This is a genomic window from Lactiplantibacillus sp. 3062 (assembly GCF_055413545.1).
Map to the genome: position 1 here is coordinate 45,145 of NZ_JBVAYE010000008.1, position 15,073 is coordinate 60,217.

Annotated in this window: 12 protein-coding genes; 6 read left to right on the forward strand and 6 right to left on the reverse strand. The window is 48.0% G+C overall.

Annotated elements, in window-relative coordinates; genetic code table 11:
- Positions 1 to 274 precede the first annotated feature (274 nt).
- A complete protein-coding gene (locus tag ACWQAU_RS11095; protein ID WP_013355340.1) occupies positions 275 to 1,363 on the reverse strand; it encodes a hypothetical protein in 1,089 nt (362 codons plus the stop codon).
- A gap of 288 nt (positions 1,364 to 1,651) precedes the next feature.
- Between ACWQAU_RS11095 and ACWQAU_RS11100 the strand changes: the two genes are divergently transcribed.
- The 5 genes from ACWQAU_RS11100 to aroB all read left to right on the forward strand — a co-directional run bounded on the left by ACWQAU_RS11100 (position 1,652) and on the right by aroB (position 8,668).
- Positions 1,652 to 2,740, forward strand: coding sequence for an Ldh family oxidoreductase (locus ACWQAU_RS11100; RefSeq protein WP_013355341.1), 1,089 nt, complete (start codon positions 1,652 to 1,654; stop codon positions 2,738 to 2,740).
- A gap of 877 nt (positions 2,741 to 3,617) precedes the next feature.
- On the forward strand, positions 3,618 to 5,630 hold the full coding sequence (gene tkt / locus ACWQAU_RS11105; RefSeq protein ID WP_013355342.1) for a transketolase: 2,013 nt from the start codon (positions 3,618 to 3,620) through the stop codon (positions 5,628 to 5,630).
- Between the two features lie 19 nt (positions 5,631 to 5,649).
- A complete protein-coding gene (gene aroE / locus ACWQAU_RS11110; RefSeq protein ID WP_013355343.1) occupies positions 5,650 to 6,543 on the forward strand; it encodes a shikimate dehydrogenase in 894 nt (297 codons plus the stop codon).
- A 40-nt stretch (positions 6,544 to 6,583) separates the two neighbouring features.
- A complete protein-coding gene (gene aroF / locus ACWQAU_RS11115) occupies positions 6,584 to 7,579 on the forward strand; it encodes a 3-deoxy-7-phosphoheptulonate synthase (RefSeq protein ID WP_003644102.1) in 996 nt (331 codons plus the stop codon).
- A 9-nt stretch (positions 7,580 to 7,588) separates the two neighbouring features.
- Entirely contained in the window at positions 7,589 to 8,668 is a 1,080-nt protein-coding gene (gene aroB, locus ACWQAU_RS11120) for a 3-dehydroquinate synthase (protein WP_015380007.1), read from the forward strand.
- 431 nt (positions 8,669 to 9,099) lie between these two features.
- Here aroB and ACWQAU_RS11125 read toward each other — a convergent pair whose 3' ends face one another.
- The 5 genes from ACWQAU_RS11125 to ACWQAU_RS11145 form a co-directional block, all read right to left on the reverse strand.
- Complete coding sequence (locus ACWQAU_RS11125; protein WP_013355346.1) at positions 9,100 to 10,521, reverse strand: DASS family sodium-coupled anion symporter; 1,422 nt, start codon at positions 10,519 to 10,521, stop codon at positions 9,100 to 9,102.
- 103 nt (positions 10,522 to 10,624) lie between these two features.
- Positions 10,625 to 10,951 (reverse strand): metal-sulfur cluster assembly factor, encoded by a 327-nt coding sequence (locus ACWQAU_RS11130; protein ID WP_003596658.1) that lies wholly within the window; start codon positions 10,949 to 10,951, stop codon positions 10,625 to 10,627.
- Between the two features lie 63 nt (positions 10,952 to 11,014).
- Entirely contained in the window at positions 11,015 to 11,626 is a 612-nt protein-coding gene (ttdB, locus tag ACWQAU_RS11135) for a L(+)-tartrate dehydratase subunit beta (protein ID WP_003641290.1), read from the reverse strand.
- On the reverse strand, positions 11,623 to 12,555 hold the full coding sequence (ttdA, locus tag ACWQAU_RS11140) for a L(+)-tartrate dehydratase subunit alpha (RefSeq protein WP_022638288.1): 933 nt from the start codon (positions 12,553 to 12,555) through the stop codon (positions 11,623 to 11,625). Before ttdA ends, ttdB begins: the two co-directional genes overlap by 4 nt.
- A 256-nt stretch (positions 12,556 to 12,811) precedes the next feature.
- On the reverse strand, positions 12,812 to 13,837 hold the full coding sequence (locus tag ACWQAU_RS11145; protein WP_013355348.1) for a helix-turn-helix transcriptional regulator: 1,026 nt from the start codon (positions 13,835 to 13,837) through the stop codon (positions 12,812 to 12,814).
- Positions 13,838 to 14,073: 236 nt separating this feature from the next.
- On the opposite strand from ACWQAU_RS11145, the gene ACWQAU_RS11150 reads away from it, so the two are divergent.
- Entirely contained in the window at positions 14,074 to 14,916 is an 843-nt protein-coding gene (locus ACWQAU_RS11150) for a triphosphoribosyl-dephospho-CoA synthase (RefSeq protein WP_013355349.1), read from the forward strand.
- The last annotated feature ends 157 nt before the right edge of the window (positions 14,917 to 15,073 follow it).

Genomic DNA, 15,073 nt, shown 5'->3' on the forward strand with positions numbered 1-15,073 from the left:
ACTGTTACATTGTACGCTTATTTGGGCGGCCATGGAAAATTAATACATGCTGTATTTTTACGTACAGCAGTAATTTACGGTAACAACTAGTTGGTTGTCGCAATCCTGGTAGCAGCGTGAATGCTGATCAGGAAATTGAACTGGGCATGTCAGTAAATACTGGACGCATCGGAAGGTCAGTTAGGGGTTAACTGCAATAATGACGTAGTAACACTACTGAGTAACTAGGACCGTACTTTTCAGTCATGGCGATGAGGTTCGACGACTAATTTGCCTATTCAATGAGGCGCTGTAAGTTGATTGAAATCAGCCGATCAATGGCGTGATTTTGCTGCTGGCGGTAGGAGGTGGCCCCGGTTTCATAAAGGAGTTGCGCCTGGTGATGATGAACGCTGATCTGTTCGAGTTGCGGAGGCAATCGAAGAATCGCGATACCGGTGGTCAGTTGATGCTGTTGAATTAATTGGCTGCGCTTGAATAGCAGTAAGTGTGAGGCGCTGGGGCCGTATGACTGTGATAACAAGACGTAGTGGTCATAGAAGGCCATTCCTTGAATATTGGGTGGGAGCTTGCCGTGCCAGTCACTAACTGCCTTTGGTAAAATGGCGTGACTCGTGGTCATTCTGTATGGCGTGCCGGCGCTCGTCAGTGGATAGCGGGCAACCAAGGTGGTCTGTCCAGGTTTGAACTGGCCGACATAAAGGGCCTGATGGTGATAGGTCAGTAGTGAAGCATTGCTCAGTGTTGGCAGTGACCAGCGTTGCTGATAGTGAACGGCAATGGAAGTGGTCGGGTCGAAGTGCCGTAATGCGGCCAGACTAACGCTCACGATAGCCCCATGACCGTGGCGATGACTGCACAACCAAATCCGCTGGTGGTGAGGGTCATAAGCTAGACCACCCACATGTGGTTTACCATGCAATAAGACAGTGTTGCATAATTGATGTCGGAAACGATCCTGTACATATAGGACAGATTGGGTTCGACCAGTGGCATCATAAGCGGTGGTTAGACGATAACGACTGGCAATAACAACGCCCTGTGGAATCATCATTGTCGTCGTCGTGAGTTGTTTAGTGACGAGGTCCCTAGTCAGGGTGGCTTGTAGTCCCGGCTGAATGGTGGTGCCTTGCAACATACCGATTGGGTCGAATTTTGCTAGTTTAACCAGATCCGGATACTGACGGATGGTTTGATAAAATTCGGTTGGTGAAAAAACAGCTTGGGTGGCTGTTCTTTGAAGGGTGGTTGGTGGGTACGGTAGTGTCGGTCGTATGCGACTAGCTAGACCGCCGAGGGGATGGACCCAAATTAACAAGCCCGTGATTAGTCCTGTATAAAAATGATAGGTATAACGGTGCATCGCGGGTCCCTCCTCTAGTTTAAGTGTCTTCAATATAGCATGGAAAGACAGGCCGCTTAGCGGATAGTGAAAGGTTAGTTAAGGAAAGAAACTGAGTGGGGCATAATTGAAAAATTAACGTTTTACACATCTGTTTTTAATTATATTTACATAAAACATTGAATTTTCTAATTAGGAATCGGATAATGAACGTGTTCAAGCTGTTTAGCAATCTGAATAAAGTGTGATATCCCGGTGCTCGCCAAGTTAGGCGAGTGCTGGCTGTCAAAAACGGAGGAAAATATAACGATGCGAATTAGTGCGGAAACGGAACGACAATTTTTAGAAGCAGTTTTTAAGGCCCAACGGTTTAGTGCCAAGGATGGGGCACTGCTGGCAGACACCCTGGTCGATGCAGATTTACGTGGAATCTCGTCACATGGTATCCAGCGGCTGGCTTGGTATACGCGGATGATCAAGGATCATACCTTGGAACCGACGCATCAACCGAAGATTTTGAATGAAACACCTACCAGTCTATTGATCGATGCGAACCAGAGCATGGGCCAGATTGCGTCGGCGTTTACGATGAATAAACTGATTGAAAAGACTAAGCAACTCGGTGTTTCATTAGCGGTTATCCGCAATTCGAATCACTTTGGAACGGCGGGCTATTATTCGCGCATGGCTTGCAAAGCGGGTTTGATCGGTATTTCAACGACTAATACGCGGCCGTTGGTGGTGCCGACGAATGCGACAGAAGCTTTTTTGGGTTCCAACGCATTAGCTTTTACTTTTCCAGCCGACCCGCATCCTTTCGTTTTTGACGGCGCGACTGCGGTGGTTTCAAGCGGGAAGATTCAAGTGCTGGCCAAAAAAGGTGCACAGATTCCGGGTGTTTGGGCGGTTGATGAGCATCGTCAAGTCTTGCATGATGCGCAGACGGTGGAGGATAACTTGGCTAAAATTGCGTTTTCTGAGAATCGTCCTGGTGGTGGGGTCCTGACCCTAGGTGGCCAGCAGGAAGTCAATTCAAATTACAAAGGCTTTGGCAACTCACTAATTATTGAGTTACTCACGGGAATTTTAGCGCAAGGGTCGCTGTCGGCTGATACGAACACCGGTAAGCATGACTTTAGTCAGTTCTTCATGACGATTAATCCCGCCTTATTTGGCGATCCCGAGGTGTTGAAGGCCAACGTGACGACTATGTTTGACCGTATTCGGCATTTGAAGCATCTACCAGGTACTAAGATTATGATACCAGGTGACCGGGAATACCGGCACTATGATGAAAATTTGGTGCAGGGCGTCAGTATTGATCCACAGACGTTGACGGAAATGCAGCAAGTTGGTGCTGAATTTGGAGTGGCAGTCCCCGCAGCCTTGAAAGCGTAGTTTGGTGTAGTTGCGGCAATTATTGTGACTAAAATGGGGATCACATAAACTGATGATAGTGTGGCTGGAATCTGCTCTGGATGCTGGCGACACTATTTTTGGTTATCACGATTATGTGCGGTGGTGAAGACCAGCTAGCTGGTTGGGCATAGATGGCAGTTCAGACAACTGACGAGCGGCTAAGGTTAGTTGCTAAAGCATACGGAACATTGTTGAAATTGTAATCGAAAATGACCGTTTGTCAGTCGTTCGTTGTGAGAAATTTAGCGTTGGAGTGCGGCTTTTAGACTTTAATGATTTGCCTGGCGGTGGATTATAAGTTAAGTCAGTGCAAGCTACTGGCTAAAAATATTTTCAGAAAGTGGCAGGGAACCATTTTAATATCTGTAAAATGATTTGACACGCAAACTTGCTGATTTACCAGTATTTATTAGCAGTTAGCGAGGATGATGACGACTAGCAAATCGAGGGTGGACCAACGTGTTTTTGTTGATTAATAGAAAAAGTTTGCAAAAACCATTTGACAATTCTATTGATTAGCCGTATATTTTAAGTCATCAAATACACATTATAAATTAAGGAGATTTTAATCATGACGATTAATACCAATTTACAATTGAATTCGTATTATTATTACTGGTTTACTTAGTGCCTTGGCATCCACTGCGAGGCACGCCCTCGCAACGGATGTGACCAGTAAATTTTGGAATGATTAAAATTTATGGAAAAGTCATATCAGTGTTGTGAACAACCACTGTGTGACTTTTCTGCTTCTGAGTAGCGGTGTTTTTCGGGCACCCTGCGAAGAATTAGTGGACTCACAGTTGGTGTAACTGTGAGTCTTTTTTATTAGCCAAAATGAGAGGGAGCGAAGTTAATGCAAGCATTTGATGAAATTGATGAATTAGCGGTGAATAATCTACGAGTACTGAGTGCGGAAATGATTGAACGGGCCGGTTCTGGTCATCCAGGATTGCCACTCGGCGCGGCTCCAATGATGTGGGCACTGTGGAGCCGACAATTACGGGTCGATCCACAGCAGTCTCAATGGGCTAATCGCGATCGCTTTGTCTTATCAGCCGGACACGGGTCGGCGTTGTTGTACAGTCTGCTACATGTGAGTGGCTTCAACGTGACAATGGGCGAGTTACAACATTTTCGTCAATTCGGCAGTCACACGCCAGGCCACCCTGAACTGGGAATCGTGGATGGTGTGGAAGCCACGACCGGTCCACTGGGACAGGGATTAGGGATGGCGGTGGGCATGGCCCTGGCTGAACGGCAACTAGCGGCTCAGTTCTCCGAGGCACCGCAGTTGGTGGATCACTATACTTACGCGTTAGTCGGTGATGGTGATTTGATGGAAGGCGTCTCCCACGAAGCTGCCAGCTTTGCCGGTAATCAACAATTGCAAAAATTAATTGTATTGTACGACGATAACGCTGTTTCGCTTGATGGCCCCACCAGCCGGTCGTTTCGTACCGATGTGAACCAGCGCTTCGCTAGTTATGGTTGGGATACACAAACGGTAGGTGATGGCAATGATTTAACGGCGATTAATGCCGCCATTGAGCGTGCCAAACACAGTTCACGTCCAAGCCTGATCGCTGTTAAAACGACGATTGGATTTGGCGCACCACAAGCGGGTACGAATGCGGTGCATGGCAATCCGTTGGGAACGGCCGGTTTAACTAGTTTGCAGCAACAATTAGGGTGGCAAGCCGCGCCATTTACGGTAATGCCGGCCGTTGCTAAACGCGCACAGCAACTAATCTTGCAACGTGGTCAGCGTGCACATTGCCGGTGGCAGTCACAACGAGAGGCTTTACCACAAGCCGTACAACACCGTTTCGAACAACAGCTCAGTATGCGTCTGCCAGTTGACTTAGCCACCAGTTTACCGATCTTTGATGAAGGCGCCCAAGCTTCGCGGATCACGAGTCATACCGTCATTCAGAAGCTAGCCGCTCAGTTACCAGGATTAGTCGGGGGCGCGGCTGATTTAGCCAGTTCGAATAAAACGACCATTGAGCAGGATCAATTGTCGACTCCGGTGACCCCGGATCAGCGCAACGTTGCCTTTGGTGTCCGGGAGTTTGGTATGGGCACCATTTTGAATGGGATGACTTTACACGGTGGCTTGCGGGTCTTTGGTGGCACCTTCCTTGTCTTTTCCGATTACACGCGTGCGGCTATTCGATTGGCGGCGATGATGAAGTTACCAGTCACTTACGTTTTCACGCATGACTCGATTGCAGTCGGCGAGGACGGTCCGACTCATCAGCCAATTGAACAGCTAATGAGTTTACGATTGATTCCGAATCTAACGGTGATCCGGCCCGCTGACCCGAATGAAACGGTCGCAGCTTGGTGGCAAGCCATCAACGCGACGGATCATCCAACCGTGCTCGTCTTGACCCGTCAGAATTTGGCAGTGCTATCCGGATCTAAGACTAAGGCCATGACTGGTGTGGCTCGTGGCGGTTATGTTCTCTCACCGCAGCGTGGCCGCCAGCCAATGGGAATCTTGATTGCAAGCGGGTCAGAAGTTGCTTTAGCTCTTCAGGCCCAGGCGAAACTAGCTACGTTAGGTGAAGATGTCAGTGTCGTTTCAATGCCGTCGATGGAAAACTTTGCGCGCCAATCAACGAATTACCAAGCCCAGGTCTTGCCACCTCAAATTCGGCGGCGAGTTGCAGTCGAAATGGGCGCAACATCTGGCTGGGAACGTTACGTTGGGTTAGATGGGGCGGTACTAGGCTTGGACCACTTTGGCGCCAGTGGAGCGGCCGACCAAGTATTAGCCGCTAACCAGTTCACGGTAGCAGACCTAGTGCGGACGTATCAACAAACGCACGTGGATCTTGGTCAACAATTGCGAGTCATTTAGAAAGGAAGTTAGTTAAAGCATGATTGATGGACAAACGGCACTCTTTGGATTTATCGCGCACCCCGCGCGGCACAGTCGCTCACCGCGAATGCATAATTTGAGTTTTGACTACTGGGGGCTAAATGCGCGCTACTTGGCGTTTGATGTGGCACCGGATGGATTGGCTGGTACGCTTGCTGGAATTCGTAGCATGGGTATCGCGGGGGTGAACCTTTCAATGCCATTCAAACAAGCCGTTGTACCGCTACTAGATGGTTTGACAGTGCGAGCGCAACGGATTCAAGCGGTCAATACGATTAAGAATGAAGCTGGCAAGCTGATTGGTGACAGCACGGACGGCGCTGGAGTTTTTCAGGATCTCTTACATCAAGGTCTGAACTTGGTTGATAAGCACGTCATGGTTTTAGGCGCGGGAGGCGCAGGTAAGGCAATCATTGCGGCGGCTTTAGATTATGGTGTCGCGAGTGTAACGGTCTTTAAACGCAACAACGAACGCTACGCCGGTGTTCAGCACTGGTTGGAGCAACTCAGTACCACGACTTCGGTACCACTCCGGCTCTGTGCCTATGAAGACCAAGTACGGATGCAGCAAGTTGCTCGTACCAGCAATTTGATCATTAACGTGACCAATATCGGCATGACGACTGCTGGAACGCCATTACCAATCTCAATTATCCAGCAATTAGTCCCACAACAGACGGTCTATGATGTGATTTACCAACCGCTAGAAACGACCTTTTTGCGCTTAGCGCGTCAGCAGGGGTGCGCCACATATAATGGTTTGGGGATGTTGATTTGGCAAGGTGCCTTGGCTTTTGAGTTTTGGACTGGTAAGCAGATGCCAGTTCAACAGGTCCGCCAAGATATGTTAGCCAGTATTCAAGCGACTCCGCCGATTACGGCGCAGGCTTAGGCCTTAACTTTTGAGAATTGATTAGTAGGAGGAAACTATTATGATTATTATATTAAAACCAGCAACCGCTACGGCTATGCAGGCAAAGTTAGTGAGTCAATTTGGTGCGGATCACGAGATCTTCACGCACAATAATCGAATTGCAATTCAAGGATTGCGTCCAGAAGCACTTCCCGCGGATGTGCAAGCAGCCAGTGAATCAATCTTGACGGCAGTTCCCGCAGCGGTCCAAAGCAGCCGTCTCTTTCACCCAGAAGATACGATTATTAAGACGCCACACAGTGTGATTGGTGGTAATCAATTCGTCATGATGGCTGGCCCGTGTTCAGTCGAAAGCGCTGAACACGTGGACCAGATGGCCGCGGTTGCCAAGCAGGGTGGTGCGACGATTGTTCGTGGCGGAGCATTCAAGCCACGGACGTCACCTTACAGCTTCCAAGGCCTCGGGGAGACGGGACTCCAATACTTACGGACGGCGGCTGATAAACATGGCCTTGATATGATTACCGAAGTGATGGATGATGAACACGTGGCGATGGTGGCGAAATACACGGATATTTTTCAAATTGGTGCACGCAATATGCAAAATTTCTCGTTGCTTAAAGCCGTTGGACAGACCCAAATTCCGGTTGCATTAAAGCGAGGAATGTCGGCAACAATCGACGATGTGCTCAATGCAGCTGAATACATTGCAGCTGGTGGTAATCATCAGATCATGCTTTTGGAGCGGGGAATTCGAACGTTTGATAATAAGTACACACGCAACACGTTTGACTTAGGTGCAGTGCCAGTCTTGCAATCGTTGACACATTACCCAGTCATCGTTGATCCGAGTCACGCGGTCGGTACCTGGGAACTCGTGACCCCGATGGCGATGGCAGGTGTAGCAGCTGGCGCCAGTGGCATGATCGTTGAAATTCATGACCAGCCAACGCAAGCTTTATCCGATGGGCCGCAAGCGTTAAAACCCGCGACGTACTTAAAAATGGCGCAACAGGCTTTCCAGTTACATGACCTGATGCAAACGTGGGCGTAGGATGTGCCTATGACAAACATTGAAGTCAAGACGCGAGTTAAACAGTATCAGATCAAGATCATGATTGACAGTTTACATCATCTAGGAACGTTGGTAACTAAGGTATGGTGTGCCCGTCAAGTAGCGGTGGTAACGGATACCAATGTGGGCCCGTACTATGCGAAGCTGGTAACTGATGAACTGACGGCGGCTGGATTCAAGGTGCGTGTGATGACGGTTCCAGCCGGTGAGGCGAGCAAAAGTTGGTCACAAGTCCAGTCGTTAATCGATCAGCTGAGTGCCGCCCATTTTAGCCGCAGTGACGGTGTCATCGCTCTTGGTGGCGGGGTGGTTGGTGACTTAGCAGGGTTTGTCGCTTCGATTTATATGCGCGGTATTGCCTTGATTCAAGTACCGACATCATTATTAGCGCAAGTCGATAGTTCGGTGGGCGGTAAGACCGCGATTGACTTACCAACTGGCAAAAACTTAGTGGGCAGTTTTTACCAACCAGATTTAGTCGTCATTGATCCGGCAATTCTGGTGACGTTACCGCCGCGGATGCTCGCAGAAGGTTATGGCGAAATCGTTAAGTGCGCAGCATTAGTTGGCGGTGATTTTTGGCAATCCTTGCAACAAATTACCAGTGTGGCAGCGATTTTACCAGCAGCACCAGATTTAATTGCAGCTAGTGTGGCGTTCAAAGCGCGCGTCGTTATGGCGGATGAACATGAACAGGGTCAGCGGCAATTATTGAATTTTGGTCATACGATTGGTCACGCAGTCGAACTATTGGCTGACGGTCAACTAATGCATGGGGAAGCGGTAGCGATTGGTCTAGTACAGGTTTGTCGGTTGTTTGCAGCACATGGGTTAGCGCCGACTAGTTTAACGTCGACGCTCAAGGCACGCTTAATGGCGGTAGGGTTGCCCACGGAATTACCGCCGATAGCGCCGCAAGCCGTGGCCGCAGTGATGCAACACGACAAAAAAGTGCACGGTACAGCGCTGACCTGGGTCTACTTATCGGCGGTTGGGCAACCCCACCTGTATCCCATAGCGGTCACGGACTTGGCGACTTGGATGGGTGACTTGTGGTCGGTGTCGTGATTAGACGTAAGTTTACAATATGCTTCAGTTCGACACATGACGGTTAGCCGGGTGGGATCTGAAAATTTGAGGGAGCATCAGAACTTTTGACGTCCAGGTTCTGATGGACTTACATGGTAGATTAACAATCGGCTTTCCAAGTAATAGTTGGAAAGCCGATTGTTATTGGTTAGGGCGTGATGTTTGTATGATCAAGTCGTTAGTCAGGAGTAAGTTCACATTGTGCGCGTTAATTTTCATGAAGCATGCATTAAAATATGCCAGTCTTGAGTTTAAAAAGCCAGTTTAGGGTCACCGGCAAAAGTTCTGATTTGCGTAAACTTGCTCGGCTAGATCGTCCTTCCCCCAGAAATGGGCACTCAGCCCGGAGTCGGGAAATACGTGAATGAGTGTCTGAACCTGTCAAATGGTATAGTTGAAAAACAACTAGCTTACCAATAGCCTAAAAGTTTCATCCAGAGTGTGCCACCAACGCCCCATACTAATAGATAGAAACCACCAAGGCACAGATTCAGACGCCACCATTCGGACTGCGTTATGTAACCTGATCCGAACATAATCGAGGCGGGACCGTTGGCGTAATGGGTGGTCGAACTGAAAATGGCACCGTCAAAGCCTAATAGTAGGGCTGCTAGCATTGGGGGGGCGCCGGCTGAAATTGCCACACCCAAGAAGGCGCCGTACATGGCGGAGACGTGAGCAGTGGCGCCGGCAAACAGGTAGTGGCTGTAAAAGTAAACGAGCATCAAAGCTGCCAAGACCCATAGCCAACTGATTCCTTGCAGGGCCTGGCCCATAGTTTGTGAAAGCCATGGAATAAAGCCAAGACTGTTCAGTTTGCCAGCCATAAAAATAAGAATTGAAAACCAAACGAGTGTGTTCCAAGCCCCAGTTTCATGTAATAAGTCGTCAACGGATAATACACCGGTTAATAAGAGCAAAGTGACGGCTATGAAGGCCACTAAGGTCGCGTCTAGCCCAGTGAGACTAGCTGAGATCCAAAGAAAGAGGGCCAACATAAAAATACCGCCCATGAGTTTTTCGGCCAAAGTCATGGCCCCCATCTGCTCAAGTTCGTTGGCAGCCCACGCATGCGCGTTGGGTGTATTCTTAATTTCTGGCGGATAGAGCCAATAAATAATAGCTGGAACGCTAATTAAGCAAATAAGACCAGGTAATAGAGCGGCGAGTAACCAGTCCATCCATGTGATGTGAATCTGCATTGCTTGGGCCAAGGCCACGGCAACGAGATTTGGTGCCATCGCGGTCATGAATAAGCCACTGGTGGCAATATTACCATGGAAAGCTGACATAATGAGAAAACTACCAACCTTACGCTGCGTACCGTTTTGTGGGTCAGAGCCGTATGCTTTAGCTAAAGATTCAATAATTGGGAAGACGATTCCACCGGCGCGGGCGGTATTGCTAGGCGTGGCCGGACTAGTGACGAGATCGACACCAATCAGCGCGTAGGCTAATCCAAGGGTCTTTTTACCAAATAATTTGACGAAGACCAGCGCGACTCGTCGCCCTAGCCCCGTTTTTACGAAGCCTCGTGATAGGAAGTAAGCCATTGCAATCATCCAAACCGTGTTATCACCAAAGCCGGCCATGGCATCCGTCATCGAGGTAACACCAAGTAAGACACCAAGTGTGAGACCAATAATTGCGACACCGGCAATAGGTAACGGCTGGGTAATGCAACCAATGATAGTGCCAACAAAGAGAGCCAGCATGTGCCATGCTAATAGACTGAGCCCCGCGGGACGAAATGGCGCGCTCAGCCAAATAATCAAACCAATTATCAGCGGCCATGTAAGTTGCTGGTAGTTGACGGATTGTAATTTGGTCATCGAAAACGACCACCTTTCTAGTCAAACGTTAAAATCGTCTCACGGTGACTGCTGAAACTAGTCAGCAAATGATGCTAATCCGGACACGATTTCTAAATTAGAATTAATGCAACCCTAATGTCATTTTTGCTGCCCGTGACATTTTATCAAGCGACCAGGCCGGTTCCCAGACAAGGTTGATGAGTACCTGATCGATACCCGCGACGGTCATTAATGCGCTTTTGATATGGTCATTCAAATAGCCTGTCAGTGGACAGCCCATGATGGTCAGTGTCATGGTAACGGTGCAGAGCTTTAGGTCAGCATCGTAAGCAACATCGTAGATCAAACCGAGGTCAACAATGTTCACACCAAGTTCAGGATCGATCACGGTACTCAGAGCGGCTAAAGCTTGGGTTTTTAAAGTAGATTGTGTATCCATACTAATCATGAGAAAGACTCCTTTAGACCAACAGCCTAAGCAGGGTGATCCGCTTAGGCTGTTAATGGTCGGTTATTTAATGAATTTAACTTGTTCGTTGATTTTTTTAATCTCAGCTTCTTTACGTTCGTTGAAGATGACCTTGTTCTTTTCAAACAAGTTGTCGCCATTCGTATCGATGGAGACAATTAACGGACCGAAGTCTTTGACCTCACACGCCCAGAGTGTTTCGGGCATTCCGAGGTCTTTCCACTGGGCATCAACAATCTTATTGACGTGCAGGGCGGCATAAACAGCATTGCCAGCGGGGTAGACGAGGTGTAAGGCGTGATATTTCTTGCAGGCCCGTTCGGTTCCCGGTCCCATGCCGCCTTTACCAACGATTAGTTTGACACGGGTTTGTTTTACGAATTCTTCTTCAAATTTTTCCATCCGCATACTAGTCGTTGGCCCGACTGCGATCATTTCGTACTTGTCATGGCCGAGATCTTTAATGATCGGGCCAGCGTGGAGAATTGCTCGGTCTGTCACGTTAACGGGTAGGGGACGATGTTCTTCGACGAGCCGCCGATGGGCAACGTCCCGACAGGTTGTTAGTGAGCCATTCAAGTAGACGATGTCGCCGATACGAATGTCCTTAATATCGTCATCAGAAATTGGGGTGGTTAAGTGGTAAGTTTTCATGATAATTCGACTCCTTTGTTCAGTGGTAAGTCATAGTTTAGATCTGCGTCAAAGTTGATAAGTCCGCGCCGGTGTGACCAGCAGCCGGTACTAACAGCGACGCCAATTGTTGATGGGTGTCGGGCGGTATTCTCGACATTGACACCCATTACTGACTTTTGACCGCCAAACCCCTGTGGTCCCAGGCCAATGTGATTGATGCCGTCTTCTAATAAGTGTTCGAGTTTGGCAGCATTAGCGTTTGGATTTTCACTATCGACGCGCCGCATTAAAGCTAATTTAGAATTAAGCGCAGCCGTTTCAACGGATGTGGCGACGCCGACACCGACGAGTAAAGGTGGGCAAGCGTTAATGCCGTAGCTCGTCATGCGATCCATCACGAAACGGACGACGCCTTCGTAACCTTCACCAGGCATCAGGACTTTGGCAGCCCCGGGTAATGTGCAGCCACCGCCGGCCATGTACACGTACATTGAGATGTCAGTGCCATTACCATCAACTTGCAGAAAAATCGAGGGGATGCCGTCACCAATGTTCATACTGGTATTGTATTCGTCAAATGTCTGAACAGCATTATGTCGGAGTGGCGCTTTTTTTGTCCCACGATAAACGGCGTCTTTCAAAATTTGATTGAGTTCGCCTAATAGTGGGAACTGCGCGCCGCATTTAATGAAGAATTGTAATGCACCGGTATCTTGGCAACTTGGGCGTTTAAGTTTATTGGCAAGTAATTGGTTTTCCATCATCGTGTCGTAGACGAGCTTTTGGAGTGGATCGACTTCGATCTTACTGAGTTCTTCGAGTTTGGCAGTCACATCATCTGGTAGTCGATGACTGATGAGTGCAATATAATCGGCCAAAATGTCGCGCATCCGTTGGCCCTTAGTTGATAACGTTGGTTCGGTATAGTCGTATGTCATTGTATCCATAGCTGGTTTCCTCCTATCAATTTACAGCTACATTGTAAGTAACTGTGTGATACAAAACTAACCGCTACTCGCCAAGTTATGCCAGGTATCAGATTGTGAAAGTGATGGTAAGCGGACAGGTAGCCGGTTAAAAATGACAAAAAAATACCAAGGCCTTCTGACGAGTGATGCCGTCGTACCTTGGTATGACCCAATATTTGATCAAAATATCGGTAAGTTCAGTTGTTCGTAATCACAAAAATTGTTATGCCATTAATTATTGATTGAGCAGTGTTTTTAATTGCGCGATTTTTTGTTTGAGCGCCTGATATTCTTGAAAATGTAGTTTATACATGCAACTTTCACAAGCACTGAGTTGATCAGTACTTGTGAGTTGGGCCCAGTGATTGAGTTGCTTTTGGACAATGGTAGTTTGTGTGGGAGTGAGCGGTTGCTTGAACTGGTCATATTCAGGACGCTGCCCGTGTGACAAGTGTTGACGGTAACTGGAAGGTGTCTGACCAAAATGCTTCTTAAACATTAGATTAAAGGACTTGACCTCCTGAAACCCATTGGCTAAAGCTAGATCGGCGACCCTTGTGGTTGGGTTTTCCAGATCGTAGATGGCGTGTTGTAGTCGGCAGCGGGTTAGATATTCGTAAAAATTCAGGCCGAGTTCCGCTTTGAAGATGCGTGAGAGATAGGCTGGTGAATAGTGACTGATTTTTGCCGCTTCGTTTAAGGTAATTGGTCGATCGTAAGCCTGGTTAATGTAATCAATGACCCGGTTTAGTGAACTCTGCGCCTTGGGTTGGGGGTAAGTCATCGTGATTCCAGTATCAAAGAAATCGTGATGTAGCAGGTTCGTCAATTGAAAGTACAGGGCGTTCAAGTCAAAAATTGGCCAGTCCTGCTGATGTAATCCTAGATAGAGTTGTGCCAGAATTTGGCGAATCGTTTGGTAGTCACGGTGTTGGGGCGTCGTCACGCTGTTGAGTAGAAAAGCACCTGAACTGAGGTCGATGCCCTGACTAGTGTAGAAATCGGGCAGAATATGTAAACGGAGCGCGATACATTCTGGGGTCAAGGCAAAGGTGGCATGGCCGCGATTGGCATTGATCAAGATGAGGTCATTTGCGTGTAATTGATGGCGCGTCCCGTCAACATTCACTTCGACCGTACCTTGCAATAACCATAAGAGTTCGATTTGCGGATGCCAGTTGTAGTGGTAACTACCAATCATGTATGTTAATAAGTCAAATTGGACGGTTGGAGTGGATTGAAAATGCTGACTAGGTATCATGACAGTGTCCTCCTTAGGAATAACTTTGATTAGCTCTAGCTTACACGTTCAGAAGATGCTTGAACAGCAGTCGACAAAAGAATACAAAGAAAAATGACAAAAATTGACTAGTATCAGTTATGATGGAAATATAAGTAATGGTAACTGAATGTTGGTTGTGGTCACGCTTAATCAAGACTGAAAGTGACCCAGGCACATCATCGTTGTTAGACTAAGGATGAAATGGTGGAGAAATAGTGGATACGAAGATAATTGTCAATCATGCGCTACGAGCGCTTTTATACGAAGTGACGGTCAACCCTAAGCCCGGGCTGGTCGACCCGTTGTCGGCGGGTCCCCATCCAGACATGAACGCTTTTATGTTTATTGATAGTGCTTTGAGTCTAGCCCCCTACTTTAATGCTTGTGCAGCGGCGGGCGTCGCGTATACGGCTGTCGATTTGACGGGTTTGTTCAAGCAAATTCGGGGCATTGGTGTTCAAGCGGAACAAACCATGTTTGCGGCGACCAAGGGCGTGAATACCCATAAAGGGGCGGTGTTCTCACTGGGCGTGCTAGTGACAGCGGCGGCGTATCAGTTGCAGCACCCCGACGTCGACTTAGCAACGATTGTGCGCACGATGCTGGCGGGGTTAACGGCAAATGATTTTAATGATTTAAACACGAAGGATCCAACGACCTTAACTGCTGGAGAACGTCAATACTTAACATATGGCATCAAGGGAATTCGTGGTGAAGCCGAGGCGGGTTATCCGACCGTGATGCAAGTGGCACTACCCGCATTGAGACGTAGTCGTGGCACGATTAATCAGCGGTTATTAGACACACTGATGGCGATTGTCCAGGCGACGGTCGATACCAATCTGGTAAAACGGGCACACGACCCGCACGTCATTGACTGGGTCCACGACCAAGCACACCGCTACTTCGATTTAGGGGGAAGCCGCAGTGAAGCTGGAATGGCGTTTTTATGCGAATTGAATCAGATTTTTGTCGACCATAACTATAGTTTAGGTGGCTCGGCCGATTTGTTGATTTTGACGATTTTTATTGGATTGCAGACAGATATATTAGCTTAATAATGAGTGTCGTGATTGTAGGTGACGACACTTTTTTAATGCCAAATATTAATGGAAATTAAATGACGATTGCAATGCTTAGTTGATGAGTGGTCAGTGCTTTTTAGTGGTGATGGCATCGAAAGTCGTTTCAGTAGGTTCTGGATTAAGCTTTTAG